We start from the raw sequence: 25,720 nt of genomic DNA on the forward strand, positions 1-25,720 counted from the left end.
CCATACAAATGGCAGCCCTCCCGCGACCCAACGGCAGCCCCAACAAACCCCATAATCAGGTCTATGTTGAGGCAGCAAACCAGCAAGGACCGCATCAGGGCGGCGAGGTGCCTGCCTTGGTTTTTGCGGTGTTGCGCAGATCGAGCGCCGCCCGCGCGGCGCTTCGCGAGCTGCGCTCGCTCCTACGTTTGTTTCGGGCCAATTATGCCTGGGGGATTTGCGCGCGAACGCTTTGGCGCACGCCTCGATATGGCGACGTACAAACAAGGCGGTCGCGCGCGCCTGGCACAGGATGGACTGGCCGGAAACAAACGTAGGAGCGGCTTTAGCCGCGATGCGCCGCGCGAGCGGCGCTCGGTTTCACAGGCGCTGCATTCCTTTCGCCATACAAATGGCAGCCCTCACGCGACCCACGCCAGCCCAACAAACCCCACAATCACGTCTATGCTTGTGGCAGCACCGCACCCAGGGCAGCACTGGCCGGCCGCTTCATCAGCCAGTCATGACCCAACCACTAAAGTATTGACCCAGAGCGGTGCAACCGCCGCGCAAAGCTGCTAGAACACGGCCCTTTCGCATTTACAAGTAGGGGGACTCGCCAGATGAACTTTACAAGGCTCAGAACAGCCCAATTAAATGGCATCAGGTCAAATGATATTAATTATCATTACGAAACTTGTAATTCGTTACCACTCGCAAGAAACATAATTAACAAAAGCGCACGCAATGCCCGAATTTCAAGGCTTTCAGCCATTTACGCGCTGCTGTTGCACTAAATCCTACGGATAAATTTGCTACAGAAATTTTACTTGCACCAGGTTTACCCATAAAATCAGCGCGATTGATTCAGCTGCGACATTTGGTCACTGCATGTGCGACACCAGGTCGCCGCTCTACACTTATTTCAGACTGCAGAGCTGGGTCTCTGTATAAGGATTTCTAGCATGTCCGATTCGGCAGGACTCATCGCCCACAACTGGGGCTTTGCCATCTTCCTCCTGGGTGTCGTCGGCCTGTGCGCCTTCATGCTCGGCCTGTCCAGCCTGCTCGGTAGCAAGGCATGGGGCCGCGCCAAGAACGAACCCTTCGAATCCGGCATGCTGCCCGTCGGCAGCGCCCGCCTGCGCCTGTCCGCCAAATTCTATCTGGTCGCGATGCTGTTCGTGATCTTCGATATCGAAGCCCTCTTTCTCTTTGCATGGTCTGTGTCCGTCCGCGAAAGCGGCTGGACCGGGTTCGTCGAAGCACTCGTTTTCATAGCAATTCTGTTGGCAGGTCTTGTCTACCTATGGCGCGTCGGGGCACTTGATTGGGCTCCCGAAGGTCGCCGCAAGCGGCAAGCGAAGCTGAAACAATGAGGCTTTGGCATGCAATACAATCTCACCAGAATCGATCCGGATGCGCCCAACGAGCAGTACCCGGTCGGTGAACGGGAAACCGTCACCGATCAGCTGCTGGAGGACCAGGTCCACAAGAACATCTTCATGGGCAAGCTCGAAGATGTGCTGCGTGGCGCGGTCAACTGGGGTCGCAAGAACTCACTGTGGCCGTACAACTTCGGCCTGTCCTGCTGCTACGTGGAAATGACCACGGCCTTCACCGCACCCCACGACATCGCCCGCTTCGGCGCCGAAGTCATCCGGGCCTCGCCGCGTCAGGCCGACTTCATGGTCATTGCCGGTACCTGCTTCGTGAAAATGGCGCCGATCATCCAGCGCCTGTACGAGCAGATGCTCGAGCCCAAGTGGGTGATCTCCATGGGGTCGTGCGCCAACTCCGGTGGCATGTACGACATCTACTCGGTCGTTCAGGGGGTCGACAAGTTCCTCCCCGTGGACGTCTATGTGCCTGGCTGCCCGCCACGCCCTGAGGCTTTCCTGCAAGGCTTGATGCTGCTGCAGGAGTCGATTGGCCAAGAACGACGCCCGCTTTCCTGGGTTGTTGGTGATCAAGGTATTTACCGTGCCGAGATGCCAGCCCAGAAAGACATGCGTCGCGAGCAGCGCATTGCCGTAACCAACCTGCGCAGCCCCGACGAAGTCTGATCCAGCGACCTGCCGCCCGCTCCCCATGGAGCCGGCGGCCTGGCTTCATTCTTAACGTTGACCCAAAGCGACCGAGACCATGACAGCGGACAACGCTATTTTCATTCCGCCCTACAAGGCTGACGACCAGGATGTGGTCGTCGAACTGCACAACCGTTTTGGCGCCGAAGCATTCGTCGCCCAGGAAACCCGCACCGGCATGCCCGTGCTGTGGGTCAAGCGCGCCCAACTCAAGGAAGTGTTGAGCTTCCTGCGTGGCGTGGCCAAGCCGTACAGCATGCTGTACGACCTGCACGGCGTCGACGAACGCCTGCGTACCCAGCGCCGCGGCCTGCCAGCCGCCGACTTCAGCGTGTTCTACCACCTGCTGTCGATCGAGCGTAACAGCGACGTGATGATCAAGGTGTCGCTCAGCGAAGGCGACCTCAACCTGCCATCGGTGACCAGCATCTGGCCGAACGCCAACTGGTACGAGCGCGAAGTCTGGGACATGTTTGGCATCGACTTTGCCGGCCACCCGCACCTCAGCCGCATCATGATGCCCCCCACCTGGGAAGGCCACCCGCTGCGCAAGGACTACCCGGCCCGTGCCACCGAGTTCGACCCGTACAGCCTGACCCTGGCCAAGCAGCAGCTCGAAGAGGAATCGGCGCGCTTCAACCCCGAAGCCTGGGGCATGAAGCGTCAGGGCGCCAACGAGGACTACATGTTCCTCAACCTCGGCCCCAACCACCCTTCGGCGCACGGTGCATTCCGTATCGTGCTGCAGCTGGACGGTGAAGAGATCGTCGACTGCGTACCGGACATCGGCTACCACCACCGTGGCGCCGAGAAAATGGCCGAGCGCCAGTCCTGGCACAGCTTCATCCCCTACACCGACCGTATCGACTACCTCGGCGGGGTGATGAACAACCTGCCGTACGTGCTCGCGGTGGAGAAGCTGGCCGGCATCCAGGTGCCGCAGAAGGTCGACGTGATCCGCATCATGCTCGCCGAGTTCTTCCGCATCACCAGCCACCTGCTGTTCCTGGGCACCTATATTCAGGACGTGGGTGCCATGACCCCGGTGTTCTTCACCTTCACCGACCGCCAGCGCGCCTACACCGTGATCGAGGCGATCACCGGTTTCCGCCTGCACCCGGCCTGGTACCGTATCGGTGGCGTCGCCCACGACCTGCCGCGCGGCTGGGACAAGCTGGTCAAGGACTTCGTCGAATGGCTGCCCAAGCGCCTCGACGAGTACACCAAGGCGGCCTTGCAGAACAGCATCCTCAAGGGCCGCACCATCGGCGTCGCTGCCTACAACACCAAGGAAGCACTGGCCTGGGGCACCACCGGTGCCGGCCTGCGCGCCACCGGTTGCGACTTCGACCTGCGCAAAGCCCGCCCTTACTCCGGCTACGAGAACTTCGAGTTCGAAGTACCGCTGGCCCACAACGGCGATGCCTACGATCGCTGCATGGTCCGTGTCGAGGAGATGCGCCAGAGTATCCGCATCATCGACCAGTGCCTGCGCAACATGCCGGAAGGCCCGTACAAGGCGGATCACCCGCTGACCACGCCGCCGCCGAAAGAGCGCACCCTGCAGCACATCGAAACCCTGATCACGCACTTCCTGCAAGTCTCGTGGGGCCCGGTGATGCCGGCCAACGAGTCGTTCCAGATGATCGAGGCGACCAAGGGCATCAACAGTTACTACCTGACGAGCGATGGCGGCACCATGAGCTACCGCACCCGGATCCGTACCCCGAGCTACCCGCACCTGCAGCAGATCCCATCGGTGATCAAAGGCAGCATGGTCGCCGACCTCATTGCGTACCTGGGCAGTATCGACTTCGTTATGGCTGACGTGGACCGCTAAGCATGAACAGCACGCTTATCCAGACAGACCGTTTCGCCCTGAGCGAAACCGAGCGCTCGGCCATCGAGCACGAAATGCACCACTACGAGGACCCGCGCGCGGCGTCCATCGAAGCCCTGAAGATCGTTCAGAAGGAACGCGGCTGGGTGCCGGACGGCGCCATTCACGCCATCGGCGAAGTGCTGGGCATTCCGGCCAGCGACGTCGAAGGTGTAGCCACCTTCTACAGCCAGATTTTCCGCCAGCCAGTCGGCCGCCACATCATCCGCGTGTGCGACAGCATGGTCTGCTACATCGGCGGCCACGAATCGGTGGTCAGCCAGATCCAGAGCGAACTGGGCATCGGCCTTGGCCAGACTACCGCAGACGGCCGCTTCACCCTGCTGCCGGTATGCTGCCTGGGCAACTGCGACAAAGCCCCGGCGCTGATGATCGACGACGACACCTTCGGTGACGTGCAGCCGGCTGGCGTTTCCAAACTGCTGGAGGGTTACGTATGACCATTACTTCCTTCGGCCCGGCCAACCGCATCGCGCGCACGGCCGAAACCCACCCGCTGACCTGGCGCCTGCGTGACGACGGCGAACCGGTATGGCTGGCCGAGTATGAATCGAAGAACGGCTACGCCGCCGCGCGCAAGGCGCTGGCAGACATGTCCGCCGACGATATCGTGCAAAGCGTCAAGGACTCCGGCCTCAAGGGCCGTGGTGGCGCCGGCTTCCCCACCGGGGTGAAGTGGGGCCTGATGCCCAAAGACGAATCCATGAACATCCGCTACCTGCTGTGCAACGCGGACGAAATGGAGCCCAACACCTGGAAGGACCGCATGCTGATGGAGCAACAGCCCCATCTGCTGGTGGAGGGCATGCTGATCAGCGCCCGCGCCCTGAAGGCCTACCGCGGCTACATCTTCCTGCGCGGCGAATACACCACCGCCGCGAAGAACCTCAACCGCGCCATCGATGAAGCCAAGGCCGCAGGCCTTTTGGGCAAGAACATCCTGGGCAGCGGTTTCGATTTCGAGCTGTTCGTGCACACCGGTGCCGGGCGCTACATCTGCGGTGAAGAAACCGCGCTGATCAACTCGCTGGAAGGCCGCCGCGCCAACCCGCGCTCCAAACCGCCCTTCCCTGCTGCCGTGGGTGTATGGGGCAAACCGACCTGCGTGAACAACGTCGAAACCCTGTGCAACGTGCCAGCCATCGTCGCCAACGGCAACGACTGGTACAAGTCGCTGGCCCGTGAAGGCAGCGAAGACCACGGCACCAAGCTGATGGGCTTCTCCGGCAAGGTCAAGAACCCGGGCCTGTGGGAGCTGCCGTTCGGCGTTACCGCCCGCGAGCTGTTCGAGGACTACGCCGGTGGCATGCGTGACGGCTTCAAGCTCAAGTGCTGGCAGCCAGGCGGCGCCGGTACCGGCTTCCTGCTGCCCGAGCACCTCGACGCGCAGATGTACGCCGGTGGCATCGCCAAGGTCGGCACCCGCATGGGTACGGGCCTGGCCATGGCGGTAGACGACAGCGTCAACATGGTGTCGCTGCTGCGCAACATGGAAGAGTTCTTCGCCCGCGAGTCGTGTGGCTGGTGCACCCCTTGCCGTGACGGCCTGCCGTGGAGCGTGAAAATGCTGCGCGCACTGGAAAACGGCCAGGGCCGCGCCGAAGACATCGAGACGCTGCTGGGGCTGGTCAACTTCCTCGGCCCAGGCCGTACCTTCTGTGCTCACGCACCGGGTGCCGTCGAGCCATTGGGCAGTGCCATCAAATACTTCCGCTCGGAGTTCGAGGCCGGTGTGGCGCCTGAAAGCGCTGGCACCCTGCGCCCGAACCTGGCGAAGCCGATTGTGGTCGGCGCATAAAAAGATAGAACGCGGGTGGTCCGTGCCACCCGCCAGCCCGCCGGCAGGCCCGAATGACTCGTGGCGTGCCGCAGGCTCACCGATTTCCATTAGCCACGCCCGCTCACGCGGGCCAACGAAGAACTTTGAACAATGGCCACTATCCACGTAGACGGCAAAGCGCTCGAAGTCAACGGTGCTGACAACCTGTTACAGGCGTGTCTGTCACTCGGCCTCGACATCCCTTATTTCTGCTGGCACCCCGCGCTTGGTAGCGTGGGTGCCTGCCGGCAGTGCGCGGTCAAGCAGTACACCGACGAGAACGACACCCGTGGTCGTATCGTCATGTCCTGCATGACCCCTGCTTCCGACGGCACCTGGATCTCCATCGACGATGAAGAGTCCAAGGCGTTCCGCGCCAGCGTCGTCGAATGGCTGATGACCAACCACCCGCACGACTGCCCGGTGTGCGAGGAAGGCGGTCACTGCCACCTGCAGGACATGACGGTAATGACCGGCCACAACGAGCGCCGCTACCGTTTCACCAAGCGTACCCACCAGAACCAGGACCTCGGCCCGTTCATCGCCCATGAGATGAACCGCTGCATCGCCTGCTATCGCTGCGTGCGCTACTACAAGGACTACGCCGGCGGGACCGACCTGGGTGTCTACGGCGCCCACGACAACGTGTACTTCGGTCGCGTCGAAGACGGCGTGCTGGAAAGCGAGTTCTCCGGCAATCTGACCGAAGTCTGCCCAACGGGCGTGTTCACCGACAAGACCCACTCCGAGCGCTACAACCGCAAGTGGGACATGCAGTTTGCCCCGAGCATCTGCCATGGCTGCTCCAGCGGCTGCAACATCAGCCCAGGCGAGCGCTATGGCGAGCTGCGCCGTATCGAAAACCGCTTCAACGGTTCGGTGAACCAGTACTTCCTGTGCGACCGCGGCCGCTTTGGCTACGGTTACGTCAACCGCACGGACCGCCCGCGCCAGCCACAACTGGCCGACGGCACCAAGCTGGGCCTGGACGCCGCCCTGGACAAGGCCGCCGACCTGCTGCGCGGCCGCACCATCGTCGGCATCGGTTCGCCACGCGCCAGCCTCGAAAGCAACTACGGCCTGCGTGAGCTGGTCGGTGCCGAGTACTTCTACTCGGGCATGGAAGCTGGCGAGCTGGCCCGGGTACGCCTGGCCCTGGACGTGCTGAACAACAGCCCGCTGCCGGTGCCGACCCTGCGCGATATCGAAGACCACGACGCCGTGTTCGTGCTGGGTGAAGACCTGACCCAGACCGCTGCCCGCGTCGCCCTGGCTGTGCGCCAGGCGACCAAGGGCAAGGCCGAGGCCATGGCCGAAGCGATGAAGGTGCAGCCTTGGCTCGACGCTGCCGTGAAGAACATCGGCCAGCACGCGCTGTACCCGCTGTTCATCGCTTCGCTGGCGCAAACCAAGCTGGACGACGTGGCTGAAGAGTGCGTGCACGCAGCCCCCGCCGACCTGGCCCGCCTCGGCTTCGCCGTGGCCCACGCCATCGACCCGAGCGCCCCGGCCGTCGAAGGCCTGGACGCCGAAGCCAAAGCCCTGGCCCAGCGCATCGCCGACGCCCTGGTGGCCGCCAAGCGCCCATTGGTGGTAGCGGGCACTTCGCTGGCCGACCCGGCCCTGATCGAAGCCGCCGCCAACATCGCCAAGGCCCTGAAGCTGCGCGAGAAAAACGGCTCCCTGAGCCTGGTGGTGCCAGAGGCCAACAGCATCGGCCTGGCCATGCTCGGTGGCGAGTCGGTGGATGCCGCGCTGGACGCCGTCATCAGCGGCAAAGCCGATGCGATCGTGGTGCTGGAAAACGACCTGTACGCCCGCGTAGCGGCTTCCAAGGTCGACGCAGCCCTGGCGGCCGCCAAAGTGGTGATCGTCGCTGACCACTCGAAAACCCCGACGGTCGACCGCGCCCACCTGGTGTTGCCGGCCGCCTCGTTCGCCGAAGGCGACGGTACCCTGGTCAGCCAGGAAGGCCGTGCCCAGCGCTTCTTCCAGGTGTTCGACCCGCAGTACCTGGACAGCAGCATCCAGATCCACGAAGGCTGGCGCTGGATGCACGCCCTGCGTGCCACCCTGCTGAACAAGCCGGTCGACTGGACGCAACTGGACCACGTCACCAGCGCCTGTGCTGCTGCCGCGCCGCAACTGGCCGGCATCGTCAATGCCGCGCCAAGCGCCGCGTTCCGCATCAAGGGCATGAAGCTGGCCCGCGAGCCGCTGCGCTACTCCGGCCGTACCGCCATGCGCGCCAACATCAGCGTGCACGAGCCACGTACCCCGCAAGACAAGGACACCGCGTTCGCCTTCTCCATGGAAGGCTACTCGGGCTCGGCCGAACCGCGCCAGCAGGTGCCGTTCGCCTGGTCGCCGGGCTGGAACTCGCCGCAAGCCTGGAACAAGTTCCAGGACGAGGTCGGTGGCCACCTGCGTGCTGGTGACCCGGGCGTGCGCCTGATCGAGTCGCAAGGCGACCGCCTGAACTGGTTCAGCGCCATTCCGGGCGCCTTCAACCCGGCCCGTGGCACCTGGACGGCGGTGCCGTTCTTCCACCTGTTCGGCAGCGAAGAAAGCTCCTCGCGCGCCGCCCCGGTGCAACAGCGTATTCCGGCGGCCTACGTGGCCCTGGCCAAGTCCGAGGCCGACCGCCTGGGCGTCAACGAAGGTGCGCTGCTGAGCCTGACCGTTGCCGGTGTGGCCCTGCGCCTGCCGCTGCGTATCAATGAAGAGCTGGGCGCTGGCCTGGTCGCGCTGCCGAAAGGCCTGGCCGGCATTCCGCCTGCCATCTTCGGTGCACCCGTCGAAGGTCTGCAGGAGGCAGCACAATGAGCTGGTTCACCCCCGAAGTGATCGATGTGATCATCCAGGTCGTCAAGGCTATCGTGGTGCTGTTGGCCGTGGTGGTCTGCGGCGCGCTGCTCAGCTTCGTCGAACGCCGCTTGCTGGGCTGGTGGCAGGACCGCTACGGTCCGAACCGTGTGGGCCCGTTCGGCATGTTCCAGATCGCAGCCGACATGCTGAAGATGTTCTTCAAGGAAGACTGGAACCCGCCCTTCGTCGACAAGATGATCTTCACCCTGGCGCCAGTCGTGGCCATGAGCGCCCTGCTGATTGGCTTCTCGATCATCCCGATCACCCCGGGCTGGGGCGTCGCCGACCTGAACATCGGCCTGCTGTTCTTCTTCGCCATGGCCGGCCTGTCGGTCTACGCGGTGCTGTTTGCCGGCTGGTCGTCGAACAACAAGTACGCCCTGTTGGGCAGCTTGCGGGCTTCGGCACAGACCGTGTCGTACGAAGTGTTCCTGGGCCTGGCGCTGATGGGCGTGGTGGTGCAGGTGGGTTCGTTCAACATGCGCGACATCGTCGAGTACCAGGCGCAGAACCTGTGGTTCATCATTCCGCAGTTCTTCGGCTTCTGCACCTTCTTCATCGCTGGCGTGGCCGTGACTCACCGTCACCCGTTCGACCAGCCGGAAGCGGAACAGGAACTGGCCGACGGCTACCACATCGAGTATGCCGGCATGAAGTGGGGCATGTTCTTCGTCGGTGAGTACATCGGCATCATCCTCATCTCGGCGCTGCTGGTAACCCTGTTCTTCGGCGGCTGGCACGGCCCGTTCGGCATCCTGCCGCAACTGCCGTTCCTGTGGTTCGCATTGAAGACCGCGTTCTTCATCATGCTGTTCATCCTGCTGCGCGCCTCGATCCCGCGCCCACGCTATGACCAGGTGATGGACTTCAGCTGGAAGTTCTGCCTGCCGCTGACCCTGATCAATTTGCTGGTGACCGCTGCGCTCGTGCTCTACAACACGCCAGCCGTCGCGGCCCAGTGAGGATTTGACCCATGTTCAAGTATATCGGCGACATCGTTAAAGGCACCGGCACCCAGCTGCGCAGCCTGGCCATGGTGTTCTCCCACGGGTTTCGCAAACGTGACACCCTGCAGTACCCCGAAGAGCCCGTGTACCTGCCGCCGCGCTACCGCGGCCGCATCGTGCTCACCCGCGACCCCGACGGCGAGGAGCGCTGCGTAGCGTGCAACCTCTGCGCGGTGGCCTGCCCGGTCGGCTGCATCTCGCTGCAGAAAGCCGAAACCGAGGACGGCCGCTGGTACCCGGAGTTCTTCCGCATCAACTTCTCGCGCTGCATCTTCTGCGGCCTGTGTGAAGAAGCGTGCCCGACCACCGCGATCCAGCTGACTCCGGATTTCGAAATGGCCGAGTTCAAGCGTCAGGACCTGGTGTACGAGAAAGAAGATCTGCTGATCTCCGGCCCCGGCAAGAACCCTGACTACAACTTCTACCGTGTTGCGGGTATGGCCATCGCTGGCAAGCCGAAAGGCGCTGCACAGAACGAAGCCGAGCCGATCAACGTGAAGAGCTTGCTCCCATAAGGACAGAAAGATGGAATTCGCTTTCTACTTCGCATCCGGGATCGCCGTGGTGTCCACCCTTCGGGTGGTGACCGGCACCAACCCCGTGCACGCCTTGCTTTACCTGATCATTTCGCTGATCTCCGTGGCCATGATCTTCTTCTCCCTGGGTGCACCGTTCGCCGGTGCCCTGGAAGTGATCGCCTACGCCGGCGCCATCATGGTGCTGTTCGTGTTCGTGGTGATGATGCTCAACCTCGGGCCGGCTTCGGTGGCCCAGGAGCGCGGCTGGCTCAAGCCCGGCATCTGGGCCGGGCCGGTCATTCTTGGCGCCCTGCTGCTGGCAGAGCTGCTGTACGTGCTGTTCGTCACCCCGAGCGGCGCCGGCATCAGCGGTACCACCGTGGGCCCGAAAGCCGTGGGGGTCAGCTTGTTCGGCCCTTACCTGCTGGTGGTCGAACTGGCGTCGATGCTGCTGCTGGCGGCAGCTGTGACCGCCTTCCACCTGGGCCGCAACGAGGCGAAGGAGTAAATCATGGGTGCTATCCCTCTCGAACATGGCCTGGCAGTCGCCGGCATCCTGTTCTGCTTAGGTCTGGTTGGCCTGATGGTCCGCCGCAACATCCTCTTCGTGCTCATGAGCCTGGAAGTCATGATGAACGCTTCTGCCCTGGCGTTCGTCGTCGCCGGGGCCCGTTGGGTCCAGCCCGACGGCCAGGTGATGTTCATTCTGGTGATCAGCCTGGCAGCTGCCGAGGCCAGCATTGGCCTGGCCATCCTGCTGCAGCTGTACCGCCGGTTCCACACTCTCGACATCGATGCTGCCAGTGAGATGCGCGGATGAACCTTCTCTTCCTGACTTTCGTCTTTCCCCTCATCGGCTTCCTGCTGCTGTCGTTCTCGCGCGGACGGTTCTCGGAGAACCTGTCCGCGCTGATCGGCGTCGGCTCGGTAGGCCTGTCGGCGGCCACGGCCGCCTACGTCATCTGGCAATTCAACGTCGCCCCACCTGAAGGCGGCGCTTACAGCCAGTTGCTGTGGCAGTGGATGTCGGTGGACGGCTTCGCGCCGAACTTTACCCTGTACCTGGACGGCCTGTCGGTCACCATGCTCGGCGTGGTCACCGGTGTCGGCTTCCTGATCCACCTGTTCGCCTCCTGGTACATGCGTGGCGAAGCCGGCTACTCGCGCTTCTTCTCGTACACCAACCTGTTCATCGCCAGCATGCTGTTCCTGATCCTTGGCGATAACCTGCTGTTCATCTACTTCGGCTGGGAAGGCGTGGGCCTGTGCTCGTACCTGTTGATCGGCTTCTACTACAGCAACCGCAACAACGGTAATGCCGCGCTCAAGGCATTCATCGTCACCCGCATCGGCGACGTGTTCATGGCCATCGGCCTGTTCATCCTGTTCGCCCAGCTGGGTACCTTGAACGTGCAGGAGCTGCTGGTGCTGGCACCACAGAAATTCCAGGCGGGCGACACCTGGATGGTGCTGGCAACGCTGATGCTGCTGGGTGGTGCGGTGGGTAAATCGGCCCAGTTGCCACTGCAGACCTGGCTGGCGGACGCGATGGCCGGCCCGACCCCGGTTTCGGCACTGATCCACGCCGCGACCATGGTGACTGCGGGCGTGTACCTGATCGCCCGTACCAACGGCCTGTTCCTGCTGGCGCCCGACATCCTGCACCTGGTAGGCGTGGTCGGTGGCGTGACCCTGGTACTGGCCGGCTTCGCTGCGCTGGTGCAAACCGACATCAAGCGTATCCTCGCCTACTCGACCATGAGCCAGATCGGCTACATGTTCCTGGCCCTGGGCGTCGGTGCCTGGGACGCGGCGATCTTCCACCTGATGACCCACGCGTTCTTCAAGGCACTGCTGTTCCTGGCCTCCGGTGCGGTGATCGTGGCCTGCCACCACGAGCAGAACATCTTCAAGATGGGCGGCCTGTGGAAGAAACTGCCACTGGCCTATGCCAGCTTCGTGGTCGGTGGCGCGGCCCTGGCCGCCCTGCCGATCGTGACGGTAGGCTTCTACTCCAAGGACGAGATCCTCTGGGAAGCCTTCGCCAGTGGCAACACCGGCCTGCTGTACGCCGGCCTGGTGGGCGCGTTCATGACCTCGCTGTACACCTTCCGCCTGATCTTCATCGCCTTCCACGGCGAAGCCAAGACCGAAGCGCATGCCGGCCACGGCATCAGCCACTGGCTGCCGCTGGGCGTACTGATCGTGCTGTCGACCTTCATCGGTGCCTGGATCACCCCACCGCTGGCCGGCGTGCTGCCTGAAAGCGCCGGCCATGCCGGTGGCGCCGCCAAGCACGCGCTGGAAATCACCTCGGGGTCGATCGCCATTGCCGGTATCCTGCTGGCAGCCCTGCTGTTCCTGGGCAAGCGCAGCTTCGTCAGTGCGGTGGCCAACAGCAGCATCGGCCGTGTGCTTTCGGCCTGGTGGTTCGCTGCCTGGGGCTTCGACTGGATCTACGACAAGCTGTTCGTCAAACCTTACCTGCTGATCAGCCACATGCTGCGCAAGGATCCGGTTGACCGCGGCATTGGCCTCATCCCTCGCCTTGCTCGCGGCGGCCACGTCGCCATGAGCAAGACCGAGACTGGCCAACTGCGCTGGTACACCGCCTCGATCGCCGTTGGCGCAGTGCTGGTACTCGGCGCTGTGGTAGTGGCTGCGGTATGACCATGAACTTTGCGAACCTTGCGACCCTGCAAAAGGAAACGAACCCGTCATGATTTTGCCTTGGCTGATCCTGATCCCCTTCATCGGCGGCTTCCTGTGCTGGCTGGGTGAGCGCTTCGGCGCCCCCCTGCCGCGCTGGATCGCGCTGCTGACCATGTCCCTGCTGCTAGGCATCGGCCTGTGGCTGTGGGCTCACGGCGATTACACCCTCGCCCCCGCACCTGGCGCCGAACCGGCCTGGGCCCTGGAATACAAAGTCCAGTGGATCCAGCGCTTCGGCATCAGCATCCACCTGGCCCTCGATGGCCTGTCGCTGCTGATGATCCTGCTTACCGGCCTGCTCGGTGTGCTGTCGGTCCTGTGCTCGTGGAAAGAGATCCAGCGTCACGTCGGCTTCTTCCACCTCAACCTGATGTGGATCCTGGGCGGCGTGGTCGGTGTGTTCCTGGCACTGGACCTGTTCCTGTTCTTCTTCTTCTGGGAAATGATGCTGGTGCCGATGTACTTCCTCATCGCGCTCTGGGGTCACAGCTCGGCAGATGGCAAGAAGACCCGGATCTACGCGGCGACCAAGTTCTTCATCTTCACCCAGGCCAGCGGCCTGATCATGCTGGTGGCGATCCTTGGCCTGGTCCTGGTCAACTACAACACAACCGGCGTGCTCACCTTCAACTACAGCGACCTGCTCAAGGCCCAGTTGCCTGCGGGCGTGGAATACCTGCTGATGCTGGGCTTCTTCATCGCCTTTGCGGTGAAGCTGCCGGTGGTGCCGTTCCACTCCTGGTTGCCTGACGCTCACGCCCAGGCGCCCACTGCAGGTTCCGTGGACCTGGCCGGTATCCTGCTGAAGACTGCGGCCTATGGCCTGCTGCGCTTCGCCCTGCCGCTGTTCCCGAACGCCTCGGCCGAGTTCGCGCCGATTGCCATGACCCTGGGCCTGATCGGCATCTTCTACGGTGCGTTCCTGGCTTTCGCGCAAACCGACATCAAGCGCCTGATCGCCTTCTCCAGCGTCTCGCACATGGGCTTCGTGCTGATCGGTATCTACTCCGGCAGCCAGCAGGCCCTGCAAGGCGCGGTGATCCAGATGCTGGCCCACGGCCTGTCGGCTGCCGCGCTGTTCATCCTGTCGGGCCAGCTGTACGAGCGCCTGCACACCCGTGACATGCGCCAGATGGGCGGCCTGTGGCACCGTATCGCCTACCTGCCCGCCATCAGCCTGTTCTTCGCCGCTGCCTCGCTGGGCCTGCCCGGCACCGGCAACTTCGTCGGCGAGTTCCTGATCCTGCTCGGCAGCTTCGTGCATGTACCGTGGATCACCGTGATCGCCACCACCGGCCTGGTATTTGGCTCGGTGTACTCGCTGATCATGATCCACCGCGCCTACTTCGGCCCGGCCAAGAGCGACACCGTACTGGCCGGCATGGACGGTCGCGAGCTGATCATGGTGCTGGGCCTGGCGGTCCTGCTGATCCTGCTGGGCGTGTATCCGCAGCCATTCCTCGACACCTCTGCCGCCACCATGAGTGGTGTGCAGCAGTGGCTCGGCTCCGCTTTCACTCAACTCGCTTCGGCCCGGTAAGAGCGCTATGGAATTCACCACTCAACACTTCATCGCATTGGCGCCGATGCTGATCACCACCATCACCACGGTGGTGGTGATGCTGGCGATCGCCTGGAAGCGCAACCACTCGCAAACCTTCCTGCTGTCCACCGTGGGCCTGAACCTGGCGCTGCTGTCGATCCTGCCGGTGCTGAAGGTGGCACCGTTGGCGGTCACCCCGCTGCTGACCATCGACAAGTTCGCCTGCCTGTACATGGCGATCATCCTGGTGGCCACGCTGGCTTGCGTCACCCTGGCCCACGCCTACCTGGGCGAAGGCTCCAAAGGCTTCCCGGGCAACCGTGAAGAGCTCTACCTGCTGCTGCTGATGTCGGCACTCGGTGGCCTGGTGCTGGTCAGCGCCAACCACCTGGCGGGGCTGTTCATCGGCCTGGAGCTGCTGTCGGTGCCGGTCTACGGCCTGGTGGCCTATGCGTTCTTCAACAAGCGCTCGCTGGAAGCCGGTATCAAGTACATGGTGCTGTCGGCCGCCGGTTCAGCGTTCCTGCTGTTCGGCATGGCCTTGCTGTACGCCGACGCCGGCAGCCTGAGCTTCGACCAGATTGGCAAGGCCCTGGCGGCTACCAGCATGCCAAGCCTGGTGGCCCAACTGGGCCTGGGCATGATGCTGGTCGGCCTGGCCTTCAAGCTGTCGCTGGTACCTTTCCACCTGTGGACCCCGGACGTGTACGAAGGCGCCCCGGCGCCGGTTGCCGCATTCCTGGCAACCGCCAGCAAGGTCGCGGTGTTCGCCGTGGTCGTGCGCCTATTCATGCTCTCCCCTGCTGCCAGCAGCGGCGTGCTGAGCACCGTACTGGCGGTCATCGCCGTTGCCTCCATCCTGGTCGGTAACCTGCTGGCGCTGACCCAGAGCAACCTCAAGCGCCTGCTTGGTTACTCGTCCATCGCCCACTTCGGTTACCTGCTCATCGCCCTGATCGCCAGCAAGGGCCTGGCCCTGGAAGCCATGGGCGTGTACCTGGTCACCTACGTGATCACCAGCCTGGGCGCCTTCGGGGTCATCACCCTGATGTCCTCGCCCTATGGCGGCCGTGACGCCGATGCCCTGTACGAATACCGCGGCCTGTTCTGGCGCCGCCCGTACCTGACCGCAGTGCTGACCGTGATGATGCTGTCGCTGGCGGGCATCCCGCTGACCGCCGGTTTCATCGGCAAGTTCTACATCATCGCCACCGGTGTCGAGTCGCACCTGTGGTGGCTGGTTGGGGCCCTGGTGATCGGCAGCGCCATCGGCGTGTACTACTACCTGCGTGTCATGGTCACCCTGTACCTGGTCGAGCCGAACCTGCGTCGCCACGACGCACCGCTGAAGTGGGAGCAGCGCACCGGTGGCGTCATGCTGCTGGCCATCGCCATTCTTGCTTTCGTACTGGGTGTGTACCCGCAACCCCTGCTGGAAATGGTCCAGCAAGCCGGCCTGCAACTGATCGGCTGATTGCCCTGCCAATGAAAACACCCCGCTGATGCGGGGTGTTTTTTTATGTGCGTGTTTTAGGTCGCTGAGCATGCCAGCTCATTCACCAGGGCTACCCAGCCCTGCGCCCGGCAGGGCCGCCTTGCGCAAATCACCATTGGCAGAAGGCAGGTAGACTTCCGGGTTGGGCATGCCGCTGGGCGACAGTTCATGGGTCATTTCGAATTCGGCACGTACCGACCAGCCACAGACCTCGGTTGTGCATTGCAAATAAGCAATGCGCAGGAAAATATGGCGACCTTCACTGGTGCGGATGCGCATCCTGCTGTGGCAGTGCGGGCAGACAAGCTTGTAAGTACTCACGGCAAGTACCTGCAAGCACTGTTCAGGTTCAACTTCAGTGAGAATGCTCGCCGGAGTGTGTCAGTATTGGCCACAAAATCGGGACTATTCTTCAGTTTGGTGTTTCTCATTGCAGAAATGCTCCTTAAAACGCAGGGCTGTATTCATAACGAGTAGTTTAAGCCCATGGAATATCATTAAACCAGTCATGGATATTTGTTATGAGTACTCACGTACTGGCTGCGGTGCTCACGCGGCTCAAGCTTCTAACTGGCGCGCAGTCCGACGCCGAACTTTCGCGCGCACTGTCGGTGAGCCCGCAGACGCTCAGCAGCTGGAAGGTGCGCGATAGCATTCCCTATTCCCTTTGCATCGAGATCGCCAGGCAACATGCCTGCTCGCTGGACTGGCTTCTGCTCGGCCATGGCGAGCAGGCCCCGGCAAGCCGGGGCCTGACGGGTTGGGAAGCCGATGTGCTCGAGCGCCTGCGCACCTTGTCGCCCAGCGACCGCCAAGCCATCTTGCTGTTCATCGAAGACAAGCAGCGAATCCGGCAACTGGAACAGCGGTTGAGCGAGCTGGCGGGTTAACCCCGCTTACGCCAGCGCTGGATCAGTTCACGCGGGTCGAGGGTGTCGACCAGCACCATGACCTTCAGGCTGACCGGAATGACGATTACCGCTGCCACAAAACCGGCCATGCCACGTGACAGCAAGGGCACCGACTCCGAAATCAGCGGCTCGAACAAATGGCCCACGCCTACGGTGACAAACACCAGCAAGAGTTTCTTGGCCAGTGTCAGCCGCTTGGCGGTGTTGGTGATCAACCGGTCGCGTGCGGCACTGACCAGCAACGCCCCCAGCAACGCGGCGAACAACACATTGCCATCCACCCCCAGCATCTGCGCCAGGGTTGAACCCAAGTGGTCGCAGAACCATTGTTCAGGCATGTTTCAGCCCTCGTCGCGGTCCAGCAAGGCAAGGCGCGGAACCCAAGGTATGCAGGATCGCGGCTTCGACAAAACGGGTGTAACACACGTGCAAGGCGCGCCCATGGTCATGCCCGGCCACGTCCTCGAGGCGTTGGTAGCCCCGCTCACGCAGCGCCGCTCGCCAGCGGGCGAACTCGCTTGCCGCGGCAATCACGGCACAGCGCGCGGCCACCTCCAGCGCCGCATCACTGACTGGCTGCTGCAGCTTCAGCCGTTCATGCAACCTGCCCAAGTCCACCCGCGGCCAGAACGGGTCGTGGCTATCGGCAATGCGTGGTAGGCGATCGGTACTCATGCGTCACCTCCTCATTGCTCGGCCAGCATGCCGTAACGAATAGCCTTGATCACTGCAGCTACCCGGGTGGGCACATCGAATTTGCGCAGGATGTTGGACACGTGGAAATTCACGGTCGACTCCTTGCACGCCAGGATCTGCCCGATTTCCCAGGAACTCTTGCCATAGGCGCACCACAGCAGCACCTGCTGTTCACGTGGTGTCAGGCGCACCGGGGCGTCCGCCAGAGGGTGCTGCGAATGTCGAGCGTTGTCGGTCATGTTTGAACTCCACGGGTGAGTGAGCACGGCACGCTTGCCGATCTGCGTTCACCTTACGAAGCCCGGGCGGCAGCCTCCATCGCCGCCGCTTGTAAAGAACTTTCGTACAAAAGCGTCTGACGAAAGCAGCGGGAAAATGAGTGCTTTTCTTCGTGCTCCCGGCGGCATTTCGCTCGTCTCAACGCCGTTGTCCATTCGCTTTTCGCCTGGAGTCGTACAATGCGTCGCGTTATGCCCCTGTCATCCTGCCTGGGCCTGCTGGCTGCCATGGGCGCCACCCAGCCCGTCGTGGCGGCACCCTCGGTCGAGCTCGACCAGGTTCTGATCACCGACGAGGAGCAGACCGAACTGACGGCCGCCACCCAGCGCCTGCGCGAAATACCGGGCGCCAGCAACCTGGTGGACATGCAACGGGTCGGCCAAGGCCGGGTGGCCAGCAACCAGGACGTGCTGGCCTACCAGCCCGGTGTGTTCGCACAATCGGCAGGCAACGACGGGATCAAGTTGTCGATCCGCGGCTCAGGCCTCAATCGTGCCCCGGGGGCACATGGCTCTGGCATCTACACGATGTTCGACGGGCTGCCATTGACCGGCCCGGGGGGCACCCCCTACGAGCTGTTCGAACCCTTGTGGCTAAGCCGCGCCGAAGTGTTGCGCGGCGCCAACGGCTTCGATCAGGGCGCGCTGGCACTGGGTGGCGCGATCAACTACGTCACCCACACCGGCTATGACGCTGCACCGCTGCAGGTGCGCTACGAGGTGGGCAGCCGCGGCTACCAGCATCGGCATATCAGCTCGGGCCAGGTGCTGGGCGACCTCGACTACTACGTCGCGTTGACCGATGCCGAATACGACGGTTACCAGGCTCACAGCAGCGGCAGTGCCAAGGGCGTGGCTGCCAATGTCGGCTACCGCTTCAACCCCAACCTCGAAACGCGCTTCTACCTGCGCTACCGGGAAACCGAGAACGAACTGGCCGGGCGCCTGACCAAGGACCAGATCAAACACCACCCTCGGGCGGCCAACCCGGCCTACCTGGCCCGTGACGATAGCCGCCCGCAACCGGGCAGCACCTGGGTAGGCAACAAGACTACCTTCTACCTCGAAGATGACGCGCGGGTGGAAGCCGGCCTGGTCTACCACGACTACCCCATGGACCTGCGCGAAGGGCCGATGCGCCTGAAGGTGGCCTATACCGACGTCAGCGGCACGCTCAACTATTCGCGCCGCGACAGCCTGTACGGCCACGAGAGCAAGACCACCCTCGGCTGGCGCACCACCAAACACCTGCCAAACAGCGGCGCCTCGCAGTTCGCCCGCACTGGCGACGTGTTCGGTGCAAGGACGCGGGACTTCACCTACCAGGGCTCCGATACCGTGCTGCATGCCGGCAATGACCTGGAACTGGTGCCCAACCTGTGGCTGACCACCGGCCTGGCCATGATCTACACCCGGCGTGAAAGCGACGTCACCTACCCTGCCGAGGGCGGCAAAGTGAGCATGCATGACTGGGATTACGCCCCCCGTGTGGGCTTGCGCTACGACCTTCGGCCGGACCTGCAGGTGTATGGCAACCTCAGCCGTTCGGTCGAGCCGCCACACCCCTGGTCGCTGATCTGGAGCGCACCGAGTACTGGCGGCAAACAGATCCAGCCGATCGAAATGCAGAACCAGACTGCAACCACCCTGGAAGTGGGCGCACGTGGCGATTCGGGCATCGGCCGCTGGGACCTGGCCTGGTACTACGCACAGGTGCGCCACGAACTGCTCGCCGTGGAAGTGGTGCCGAACTTCACCTCCGAGTTCAATGCCAGCGCCACAGTGCACCAAGGTGTGGAAGCCAGCCTCGTCAGCACCTTGTGGGAACGCGCAGGCACGGGCAAGTTGAGCCTGCGCCAGGCCTATACATTCAGTGATTTCCACTACCGCGATGACGAGGCGTTCGGTGACAATCGCCTGCCTGGCATCCCCATGCACTATTACCAGGCCGAGCTACGCTACGACTGGCCGAACGGTTTCCATGCCGGGGTGAATACCCAGCTGGCATCCAAGGTTCAGGTGGACTACGCCAACAGCTACCACGCTGATGAATATGCCCTGCTCGGCGCGCGTATCGGTTGGGATTCACCCCGCCAGGACTGGCAAACCTGGCTGGACCTGCGCAACCTCACCAACCAGCGTTATGCAGCGACGGTGACGCCCGCCTACAACGATGCCGGTAATGACAATGCGCGCTCCACCCCGGGCGAAGGCTTCAGCGTATACGCCGGGGTTTCCTACAGCTTCCGCTAACGCATGGCGCCCCTTGCAGCAGCGGGCCAGGCCACTGCGGCAAGGGGCATCTCACGAGTGGGTTGGCGGTTCAGACCGACCGGTTCAGCTTCACCCATGAAGCAAACTTGTCGATGAAGGCCTGCAGGAATGGCCGGGTCTTGTCGTTGAGCTTGCCCGACTCGTCGAACAGGTTGGCGGCACCGCCAATGTAGGCTTCGGGCATCTGCATGCACGGCATGTCCAGAAATACCAGCGCCTGGCGCACGGCATGGTTGGCACCAAAGCCGCCGATAGCCCCTGGCGAAACGCTCACCACCGCAGTGGGCTTGCCGCTCCAGGCACTGTGCCCGTAAGGCCGGGAGCCAACGTCAATGGCGTTCTTCAGGCAGCCGGGGACCGAGCGGTTGTATTCAGGGGTGACGAACAGCACGGCATCGCTGCGGCGAATTTCATCGCGAAACCGTTTCCAGGACTCGGGAGCACCCTCGGCCTCGACATCCTCGTTGTACAGCGGCAGATCGCCAATTTCGACGATTTTCAGGGCAAGGCTGGACGATGCCAGCTCCGCAAGTGCGCGGGCGACCTTACGGTTGTAGGACTCCTTGCGCAAGCTACCGACAACAACCGCAACCGAATACACCTGGCTCATGGCAATTTCCTACCTATACGGGTTAAAGGACGTTGTAGTTATAGATGACCGTTTCTCGCCGCTTTGGTTTTTTTTCATCGACGCGAAAACTTCCAGCCCTCCTGCACGGTCTATGACTACAGACATTTCCTACGTATTTCAGAGGTTTCCACCCAAATGGCAGCAGTAATGGTCGGCCAATTCCACGCCCGTGACGCCGAAGGCCGCATCTACCCCGTGCACGAGTTCCAGGAGTCGACCCTGCAACTTGACGGCAGCACACTGGGCGCCCCCATCACCACCTACCGCCTGGCCATCGGCGACAAGGTCAATTACCTGGGTGAAAACCGCTTCGAGCTGGCCCGCAGCGGTGTCGAGCTCATTCGCATTCCGTGAAGCAAGCCGTGGCGCATGGCCGGTGATGGATGACCGGCAGCAGCAAGACAGATAGCCACAATCAGCCGGCAGCTGACTCGGTCAGCAGCTGCCACATCGAAGGCCCGCCTGCCGATTTGGCTATGGCTGCCAACCGCTCGGCATGCGCTTCCAGCTCTTGGGCATTGGCCATGATCACGCGCCCCGGCGCTCGCCCGGTGATCCGGCGGATTTCGCTGCCGCCGCCAGCCTGCCCGTCACCCTCGGCATCCGCCCCATGACCGGCCAGCGACAGGCTGGTCTGGCCACCGGTCATCGCCAGGTAGACGTCGGCCAGCAGTTCCGAGTCGAGCAGTGCGCCGTGCAGCTCGCGGCCCGAGTTGTCGATATCGTAGCGTTTGCACAGCGCATCGAGGCTGTTGCGCTGCCCCGGGTGGCGCGAACGCGCCAGCAGCAAGGTGTCGAGAACGGTGCAGTACTGCGACACGTCCGCGCGATGCTGCTGGCCCAGCAAGGCGAATTCGTTGTTGATGAAGCCTACGTCGAACGCCGCGTTGTGGATGACCAGCGTGGCGCCTTGGATGAACTCGAAGAATTCATCGGCCACATCGGCGAAGCGCGGCTTGCCGACCAGAAACGCGTCGGTGATGCCGTGGACGTTGATCGCCCCCTCGTCACTTTCGCGGTCCGGCTGCAGGTAGACATGGAAATGCCGCCCGGTCAGCCGCCGGCCGATCACCTCGACACAGCCGATTTCGATGATCCGGTGACCTTCGCCAACCGGCATACCCGTGGTCTCGGTATCGAGAATCACGTACCGTTTATCTTGCTGCTGCTCCACGCCGGGTGCTCCAACTTGCATCAGTTACAAAGCGGCGATTGTACCCCAGCTCAACGCTGGGCGCGCACCTCATCGACCCCACGGTTGGCCAACTGGTCGGCCCGTTCGTTGCCGGGGTGGCCGATGTGCCCGCGTACCCACTTCCAGGTGACCTTGTGGCGGTTGACCTGCTCATCGAGCAGTTGCCACAGGTCGGCGTTTTTTACCGGCTCCTTGGCCGCGGTTTTCCAGCCGCGCTTCTTCCAGTTGACCATCCACTCGTTGATGCCCTTCATCACATATTGCGAGTCGGTGGTCAGCACGACTTCGCATTCACGCTTGAGCGACATCAGCCCCTGGATCGCCGCCATCAGTTCCATGCGGTTGTTGGTGGTTTCACGTTCGCCGCCCCACAGTTCCTTCTCGACGCCCTTGTAGATCATCAGCACCCCCCAGCCACCCGGGCCAGGGTTGCCCTTGCAGGCACCATCGGTAAACATTTCGACGCTATCGCTCATGTACCACTCTTGAATTCAGTGCTTGTCAGTTTCAGGGTTGGCTGCCGTGCGGTTGACCTTGGCCAGCGGCAGCGGCAGCAGCTTGCCCATGGGCTCGCGACGCTGCTGACGCAGGGGCCGCAGCCCTACCACCATCTTGCGCGCCACCAGCAGGTAGACCCCACCACCGGCACCTTGCCAGCCGCCGGCCAGCCGCTCCCAGCCTTGCAGGCGCTGCTGCCAGGCCGGTGAGGCAAGCGGCGGACGATAGCACCCGAAGCGGCGTTTCTCCAGCGCGAAGCCCAGCAGGTTGAGCCAGTCGCCAACCCGCGACGGCGAGATGCAGCGCGCCTTGCGCAAGGCGCCATGGCTGAAGAAATGGCGCAGGCCCCAACTGCTCCACGGGTTGATGCCCACGATCAGCAAGTGCCCACCCGGGCGCACGGCACTGGCTGCCTCGCGCAGCAGGCCATGCGGGGACAGGCAGAAGTCCAGGCCATGCTGCAGCACCACCACGTCGGCAGCATGCTCGCTCAGCGGCCAGGCCTGTTCCTCGCAGACAATTTCAACCCCAGGCAACGGCGCACCAAGGCGCACATTGCGCTGCACCTGGGGTGCCTGGGGCGGTGCTTCGGCGCAGGGCCCGTAATGCACCAGGTAACCGCCAAAAAAGCGCCCCAGCTCTTCCTCCAGCAGTTGGTCTTCTTCCTTGAGCATCAGTTGGCCGAGTGGGCCATTGAACCACTCACGGGCCAGGCTGATCAGCTCGACCCAGTCCGGATCGGCCTGGGCAAAGGCTTGGTCGGTCATTGCGCTCTCCCTCGAAGGTTCTCCCGCCGCGCCATCGCGGCTAAGATGCCTTCATGTGCCACGCTAGGTGAATCGGATCCGCACCATGATACAGATCGATGCTCTTCCCGCTTTCTCCGACAACTACATCTGGTTGTTACAGGATACTGCCAAACGCCGTTGTGCGGTGGTCGACCCCGGCGACGCCGGCCCGGTGGAGCGTTGGCTGGCCGCCAACCCCGGCTGGGCGCTGAGCGACATCCTCATTACCCACCACCACAACGACCACGTCGGCGGCGTGGCACGGCTCAAGCAACTGACCGGCGCGCGGGTCTGTGGCCCGGCCAACGAGCAGATTCCCTGCCGTGACCTGGCGCTGGACGAGGGCGCCGAGGTCGAAGTGCTGGGCGTGGTGTTCCAGGTGCTGGCGGTGCCCGGCCACACCCTGGGCCATATCGCTTTCTTCAGTGACCAGCCGTCGGAAACCCCGCTCCTGTTCAGCGGCGATACCCTGTTCGCGGCCGGTTGCGGGCGCATGTTCGAGGGCACGCCCGAGCAGATGCAACCCGCCCTGGCCCGCCTGGCGGCCCTGCCCGCGCACACCCAGGTGTACTGCGCCCACGAATACACGCTTGCCAACCTGCGCTTCGCCAAGGCCGTCGAGCCCGACAACCCGCATGTGCAGCAGCGCTTCGACGAGGTGACCCGGTTGCGCGCCGACCAGCGCATCACATTGCCGTCGACAATTGGCCTGGAGCGCCTGACCAACCCTTTTTTGCGCACCTCTGAAACATTAGTTAAACAAAAAGCAGACGAATGGAAGGGACATTCCAACGCTACGCATGTCGCTGTTTTTGCTGCCTTGAGGTCTTGGAAAGACACCTTCTGATAACCGCAAGATATATCGCAATCTGTGCTCAACGGTTGACCCGGCCCGGAGCGGTTTCTAGAATCGCCGAAATTTTTTGCCCGGATACCTGTCTCAGCCGATGTCTTCCCGTAGCCGCAGAACCTCTCATTCAGTCGCCCTGACGCGCCTGGCCCAAATCAGTGCGCTGGCTCTGGCCGCCACTCTGGTGGGTTGCCAGAGCACCCGTCAGCTCGACGAATCCGATAGCGTTCGCGCGCACAACTACCAGGCGCGGATCAAGCACAAGCCCGCGCCGCTGCTGGTCAAGCCGGCCGAGCAGGCGCCACAGGACGTATGGGAGCGCATGCGCCAGGGCTTTGCCCTGCAGGACAGCATCGACGTCAACCCGCGCATCGAGCAACAGCGTTTGTGGTTCGCCAGCAACCCCACCTTCATCGAGAGCGCCGGCGAGCGCGGCAGCCTGTACCTGCACTACATCGTCGAGCGCCTCGAGGAGCGTGATATGCCCCTGGAGCTGGCGCTGCTGCCAGCCATCGAAAGCGCCTACAACCCGATGGCGTATTCGCGGGCCAGCGCCGCAGGCATGTGGCAGTTCATGCCGGCAACCGGTCGCCACTTCAACCTGCGCCAGACCAATTTCTATGACGGCCGCCGCGACATCACCGCCTCGACCAATGCCGCGCTGGACTACCTGACCCGCCTGCATGACATGTTCAACGGCGACTGGCTGCTGGCCCTGGCCGCCTACAACGCCGGCGAAGGCACGGTCAGCCGCGCCATCGAACGTAACGAGCGCCTGGGCCTGCCAACCGACTACTGGAACCTGCCGCTGCCCCAGGAAACCCGTGACTACGTACCCAAGTTGCTGGCGCTGTCGCAGGTGGTGTCCACGCCTGAAGCCTATGGCGTCAATCTCACCCCGATCGCCAACGAACCGTACTTCGAAGCAGTGGCGATCAACGAACGCTTGGACCTGACCCGGGTTGCCGCCTTCGCCAACATCGACGAGGACGAGCTGATCCAGCTCAACCCGGCGTTCAAGAAACGCATGACCGTCGATGGCCCGAAACAGCTGCTGGTGCCAACCGCCAAAGCACAGCTGCTCAGTGCCAGCCTGTCCAACCTCAACCCCGAGCAACTGGTCAGCCTGCAACCGCCAAAAGCCGCATTCGCCCGCGCCGTGGCCGAAGCCAAGGCACCGGTGGCCACGCGTAGCTACCGGGTCAAGCGGGGTGACAACCTCGGTGCCATCGCCAAGGCCAACCGCGTATCGATCAAGGACATCAAGCGCTGGAACCGCCTGTCCGGCAACAACCTGCGCGCTGGCCAGGTCCTGGCCCTGCGCGGCGGCAACGCCCCGAGCGCCGCCGGCAATCGCGTAGCGGCGTCGGCGCAGCGCTCTACCCAGTACAAGGTGCGCAAGGGTGACTCGCTGTACCTGGTGGCCAAGCGCTTCAACGTGGAAATGAAGCACCTCAAGCGCTGGAACCCGCGCAGCGGTCATGCCCTCAAGCCCGGGCAGACCCTGACCGTCTACGTCGGGCATTGAAAGTCTCAAGCTGCAAGCAGCAAGAAAAAAGCAATTCGCGTACACCGCCGCTTTTTCTTGCAGCTTGAAGCTTGAAGCTTGCCGCTCTCTTTTTCCCACCCCCCCAAGCTGTTACTGTACGCCGACAAAAGCCCAACGCCTCT

26 protein-coding genes are annotated in these 25,720 nt (G+C 63.0%); 18 read left to right on the forward strand and 8 right to left on the reverse strand.

Annotated features, from left to right (window positions below):
- Positions 1–944 precede the first annotated feature (944 nt).
- From G1E_RS12365 to nuoN, 13 genes are all read left to right on the forward strand, one after another.
- Positions 945–1,358, forward strand: coding sequence for an NADH-quinone oxidoreductase subunit A (locus tag G1E_RS12365; RefSeq protein ID WP_003251427.1), 414 nt, complete (start codon positions 945–947; stop codon positions 1,356–1,358).
- A gap of 9 nt (positions 1,359–1,367) precedes the next feature.
- Positions 1,368–2,045 (forward strand): NADH-quinone oxidoreductase subunit B family protein, encoded by a 678-nt coding sequence (locus tag G1E_RS12370; RefSeq protein WP_009686426.1) that lies wholly within the window; start codon positions 1,368–1,370, stop codon positions 2,043–2,045.
- A gap of 79 nt (positions 2,046–2,124) precedes the next feature.
- Positions 2,125–3,906, forward strand: a complete 1,782-nt coding sequence (gene nuoC, locus G1E_RS12375) for an NADH-quinone oxidoreductase subunit C/D (protein WP_009686425.1) — start codon at positions 2,125–2,127, stop codon at positions 3,904–3,906.
- A gap of 2 nt (positions 3,907–3,908) precedes the next feature.
- On the forward strand, positions 3,909–4,406 hold the full coding sequence (nuoE, locus tag G1E_RS12380; RefSeq protein WP_003251433.1) for an NADH-quinone oxidoreductase subunit NuoE: 498 nt from the start codon (positions 3,909–3,911) through the stop codon (positions 4,404–4,406).
- A complete protein-coding gene (gene nuoF / locus G1E_RS12385; protein ID WP_009686424.1) occupies positions 4,403–5,764 on the forward strand; it encodes an NADH-quinone oxidoreductase subunit NuoF in 1,362 nt (453 codons plus the stop codon). The genes nuoE and nuoF overlap by 4 nt, the downstream gene beginning before the upstream one ends.
- A 132-nt stretch (positions 5,765–5,896) precedes the next feature.
- A complete protein-coding gene (gene nuoG, locus G1E_RS12390; protein WP_009686423.1) occupies positions 5,897–8,611 on the forward strand; it encodes an NADH-quinone oxidoreductase subunit NuoG in 2,715 nt (904 codons plus the stop codon).
- Positions 8,608–9,615, forward strand: coding sequence for an NADH-quinone oxidoreductase subunit NuoH (gene nuoH / locus G1E_RS12395; protein WP_029886631.1), 1,008 nt, complete (start codon positions 8,608–8,610; stop codon positions 9,613–9,615). The genes nuoG and nuoH overlap by 4 nt, the downstream gene beginning before the upstream one ends.
- An 11-nt stretch (positions 9,616–9,626) precedes the next feature.
- Positions 9,627–10,175, forward strand: a complete 549-nt coding sequence (nuoI, locus tag G1E_RS12400; RefSeq protein WP_016488223.1) for an NADH-quinone oxidoreductase subunit NuoI — start codon at positions 9,627–9,629, stop codon at positions 10,173–10,175.
- Between the two features lie 10 nt (positions 10,176–10,185).
- The gene (nuoJ, locus tag G1E_RS12405; protein WP_009686420.1) at positions 10,186–10,686 is read left to right on the forward strand and encodes an NADH-quinone oxidoreductase subunit J; all 501 of its coding nucleotides are present in this window, start codon (positions 10,186–10,188) and stop codon (positions 10,684–10,686) included.
- A 3-nt stretch (positions 10,687–10,689) separates the two neighbouring features.
- Positions 10,690–10,998, forward strand: a complete 309-nt coding sequence (nuoK, locus tag G1E_RS12410; RefSeq protein WP_003251446.1) for an NADH-quinone oxidoreductase subunit NuoK — start codon at positions 10,690–10,692, stop codon at positions 10,996–10,998.
- Positions 10,995–12,848, forward strand: a complete 1,854-nt coding sequence (nuoL, locus tag G1E_RS12415; RefSeq protein WP_009686419.1) for an NADH-quinone oxidoreductase subunit L — start codon at positions 10,995–10,997, stop codon at positions 12,846–12,848. The genes nuoK and nuoL overlap by 4 nt, the downstream gene beginning before the upstream one ends.
- 49 nt (positions 12,849–12,897) lie before the next feature.
- The gene (nuoM, locus tag G1E_RS12420; RefSeq protein ID WP_047149852.1) at positions 12,898–14,430 is read left to right on the forward strand and encodes an NADH-quinone oxidoreductase subunit M; all 1,533 of its coding nucleotides are present in this window, start codon (positions 12,898–12,900) and stop codon (positions 14,428–14,430) included.
- 7 nt (positions 14,431–14,437) lie between these two features.
- A complete protein-coding gene (gene nuoN, locus G1E_RS12425; protein WP_009686417.1) occupies positions 14,438–15,907 on the forward strand; it encodes an NADH-quinone oxidoreductase subunit NuoN in 1,470 nt (489 codons plus the stop codon).
- Between the two features lie 78 nt (positions 15,908–15,985).
- Here the strand turns inward: nuoN and G1E_RS12430 are convergent, their stop codons facing one another.
- On the reverse strand, positions 15,986–16,249 hold the full coding sequence (locus G1E_RS12430; protein ID WP_033691101.1) for an ogr/Delta-like zinc finger family protein: 264 nt from the start codon (positions 16,247–16,249) through the stop codon (positions 15,986–15,988).
- A gap of 200 nt (positions 16,250–16,449) precedes the next feature.
- Here G1E_RS12430 and G1E_RS12435 point away from each other — a divergent pair, with 200 nt between their 5' ends.
- A complete protein-coding gene (locus tag G1E_RS12435) occupies positions 16,450–16,818 on the forward strand; it encodes a helix-turn-helix domain-containing protein (RefSeq protein WP_009686415.1) in 369 nt (122 codons plus the stop codon).
- Here the strand turns inward: G1E_RS12435 and G1E_RS12440 are convergent.
- Genes G1E_RS12440 through G1E_RS12450 form a run of 3 tightly spaced genes read right to left on the reverse strand, consistent with a single transcriptional unit; the run spans position 16,815 to position 17,774 of the window.
- Positions 16,815–17,177: a hypothetical protein gene (locus G1E_RS12440; RefSeq protein ID WP_009686414.1), complete on the reverse strand. Its 363-nt coding sequence runs from the start codon at positions 17,175–17,177 to the stop codon at positions 16,815–16,817. The two genes, G1E_RS12435 and G1E_RS12440, sit on opposite strands and share 4 nt — an antisense overlap.
- Complete coding sequence (locus G1E_RS12445) at positions 17,170–17,514, reverse strand: head completion/stabilization protein (protein WP_009686413.1); 345 nt, start codon at positions 17,512–17,514, stop codon at positions 17,170–17,172. Before G1E_RS12445 ends, G1E_RS12440 begins: the two co-directional genes overlap by 8 nt.
- Before the next feature lie 11 nt (positions 17,515–17,525).
- Complete coding sequence (locus G1E_RS12450; RefSeq protein ID WP_009686412.1) at positions 17,526–17,774, reverse strand: helix-turn-helix transcriptional regulator; 249 nt, start codon at positions 17,772–17,774, stop codon at positions 17,526–17,528.
- A 219-nt stretch (positions 17,775–17,993) separates the two neighbouring features.
- Here G1E_RS12450 and G1E_RS12455 point away from each other — a divergent pair, with 219 nt between their 5' ends.
- Entirely contained in the window at positions 17,994–20,066 is a 2,073-nt protein-coding gene (locus tag G1E_RS12455; protein ID WP_047149853.1) for a TonB-dependent receptor domain-containing protein, read from the forward strand.
- 70 nt (positions 20,067–20,136) lie between these two features.
- Here the strand turns inward: G1E_RS12455 and G1E_RS12460 are convergent, their stop codons facing one another.
- Positions 20,137–20,697 (reverse strand): NADPH-dependent FMN reductase, encoded by a 561-nt coding sequence (locus G1E_RS12460; protein ID WP_009686409.1) that lies wholly within the window; start codon positions 20,695–20,697, stop codon positions 20,137–20,139.
- 156 nt (positions 20,698–20,853) lie between these two features.
- Here G1E_RS12460 and G1E_RS12465 point away from each other — a divergent pair, with 156 nt between their 5' ends.
- Positions 20,854–21,072, forward strand: coding sequence for a hypothetical protein (locus tag G1E_RS12465; RefSeq protein WP_009686408.1), 219 nt, complete (start codon positions 20,854–20,856; stop codon positions 21,070–21,072).
- 61 nt (positions 21,073–21,133) lie between these two features.
- Here G1E_RS12465 and dnaQ read toward each other — a convergent pair whose 3' ends face one another.
- The 3 genes from dnaQ to G1E_RS12480 are packed head-to-tail and all read right to left on the reverse strand — an operon-like array spanning position 21,134 to position 23,178.
- On the reverse strand, positions 21,134–21,892 hold the full coding sequence (gene dnaQ / locus G1E_RS12470; RefSeq protein WP_009686407.1) for a DNA polymerase III subunit epsilon: 759 nt from the start codon (positions 21,890–21,892) through the stop codon (positions 21,134–21,136).
- Positions 21,893–21,942: 50 nt separating this feature from the next.
- Positions 21,943–22,389, reverse strand: a complete 447-nt coding sequence (gene rnhA / locus G1E_RS12475; protein WP_029886642.1) for a ribonuclease HI — start codon at positions 22,387–22,389, stop codon at positions 21,943–21,945.
- Positions 22,390–22,404: 15 nt separating this feature from the next.
- Positions 22,405–23,178 (reverse strand): class I SAM-dependent methyltransferase, encoded by a 774-nt coding sequence (locus G1E_RS12480; protein ID WP_047149854.1) that lies wholly within the window; start codon positions 23,176–23,178, stop codon positions 22,405–22,407.
- A gap of 85 nt (positions 23,179–23,263) precedes the next feature.
- On the opposite strand from G1E_RS12480, the gene gloB reads away from it, so the two are divergent.
- Both gloB and G1E_RS12490 read left to right on the forward strand, forming a co-directional pair.
- On the forward strand, positions 23,264–24,046 hold the full coding sequence (gene gloB / locus G1E_RS12485; protein ID WP_009686404.1) for a hydroxyacylglutathione hydrolase: 783 nt from the start codon (positions 23,264–23,266) through the stop codon (positions 24,044–24,046).
- Positions 24,047–24,146: 100 nt separating this feature from the next.
- Positions 24,147–25,577, forward strand: coding sequence for a transglycosylase SLT domain-containing protein (locus G1E_RS12490; RefSeq protein WP_009686403.1), 1,431 nt, complete (start codon positions 24,147–24,149; stop codon positions 25,575–25,577).
- Positions 25,578–25,720 lie beyond the last annotated feature (143 nt).

Source organism: Pseudomonas sp. TJI-51, from assembly GCF_000190455.2.
In the GTDB taxonomy this organism is placed as follows: domain Bacteria; phylum Pseudomonadota; class Gammaproteobacteria; order Pseudomonadales; family Pseudomonadaceae; genus Aquipseudomonas; species Aquipseudomonas juntendi.

Excerpts from the sequence above, each read along its gene's own strand:
- nuoE (WP_003251433.1), top strand. The coding sequence starts at position 3,909 with ATGAACAGCACGCTTATCCAGACAGACCGTTTCGCCCTGAGCGAAACC.
- nuoN (WP_009686417.1), top strand. The coding sequence starts at position 14,438 with ATGGAATTCACCACTCAACACTTCATCGCATTGGCGCCGATGCTGATC.
- G1E_RS12440 (WP_009686414.1), bottom strand. The coding sequence starts at position 17,177 with ATGCCTGAACAATGGTTCTGCGACCACTTGGGTTCAACCCTGGCGCAG.
- G1E_RS12365 (WP_003251427.1), top strand. The coding sequence starts at position 945 with ATGTCCGATTCGGCAGGACTCATCGCCCACAACTGGGGCTTTGCCATC.
- nuoI (WP_016488223.1), top strand. The coding sequence starts at position 9,627 with ATGTTCAAGTATATCGGCGACATCGTTAAAGGCACCGGCACCCAGCTG.
- rnhA (WP_029886642.1), bottom strand. The coding sequence starts at position 22,389 with ATGAGCGATAGCGTCGAAATGTTTACCGATGGTGCCTGCAAGGGCAAC.
- G1E_RS12455 (WP_047149853.1), top strand. The coding sequence starts at position 17,994 with ATGCGTCGCGTTATGCCCCTGTCATCCTGCCTGGGCCTGCTGGCTGCC.
- G1E_RS12435 (WP_009686415.1), top strand. The coding sequence starts at position 16,450 with ATGAGTACTCACGTACTGGCTGCGGTGCTCACGCGGCTCAAGCTTCTA.
- gloB (WP_009686404.1), top strand. The coding sequence starts at position 23,264 with ATGATACAGATCGATGCTCTTCCCGCTTTCTCCGACAACTACATCTGG.
- nuoG (WP_009686423.1), top strand. The coding sequence starts at position 5,897 with ATGGCCACTATCCACGTAGACGGCAAAGCGCTCGAAGTCAACGGTGCT.
- nuoJ (WP_009686420.1), top strand. The coding sequence starts at position 10,186 with ATGGAATTCGCTTTCTACTTCGCATCCGGGATCGCCGTGGTGTCCACC.
- G1E_RS12460 (WP_009686409.1), bottom strand. The coding sequence starts at position 20,697 with ATGAGCCAGGTGTATTCGGTTGCGGTTGTTGTCGGTAGCTTGCGCAAG.
- G1E_RS12480 (WP_047149854.1), bottom strand. The coding sequence starts at position 23,178 with ATGACCGACCAAGCCTTTGCCCAGGCCGATCCGGACTGGGTCGAGCTG.
- G1E_RS12370 (WP_009686426.1), top strand. The coding sequence starts at position 1,368 with ATGCAATACAATCTCACCAGAATCGATCCGGATGCGCCCAACGAGCAG.
- nuoF (WP_009686424.1), top strand. The coding sequence starts at position 4,403 with ATGACCATTACTTCCTTCGGCCCGGCCAACCGCATCGCGCGCACGGCC.
- G1E_RS12450 (WP_009686412.1), bottom strand. The coding sequence starts at position 17,774 with ATGACCGACAACGCTCGACATTCGCAGCACCCTCTGGCGGACGCCCCG.
- nuoL (WP_009686419.1), top strand. The coding sequence starts at position 10,995 with ATGAACCTTCTCTTCCTGACTTTCGTCTTTCCCCTCATCGGCTTCCTG.
- nuoH (WP_029886631.1), top strand. The coding sequence starts at position 8,608 with ATGAGCTGGTTCACCCCCGAAGTGATCGATGTGATCATCCAGGTCGTC.
- G1E_RS12490 (WP_009686403.1), top strand. The coding sequence starts at position 24,147 with ATGTCTTCCCGTAGCCGCAGAACCTCTCATTCAGTCGCCCTGACGCGC.
- G1E_RS12465 (WP_009686408.1), top strand. The coding sequence starts at position 20,854 with ATGGCAGCAGTAATGGTCGGCCAATTCCACGCCCGTGACGCCGAAGGC.
- nuoK (WP_003251446.1), top strand. The coding sequence starts at position 10,690 with ATGGGTGCTATCCCTCTCGAACATGGCCTGGCAGTCGCCGGCATCCTG.
- nuoM (WP_047149852.1), top strand. The coding sequence starts at position 12,898 with ATGATTTTGCCTTGGCTGATCCTGATCCCCTTCATCGGCGGCTTCCTG.
- G1E_RS12445 (WP_009686413.1), bottom strand. The coding sequence starts at position 17,514 with ATGAGTACCGATCGCCTACCACGCATTGCCGATAGCCACGACCCGTTC.
- nuoC (WP_009686425.1), top strand. The coding sequence starts at position 2,125 with ATGACAGCGGACAACGCTATTTTCATTCCGCCCTACAAGGCTGACGAC.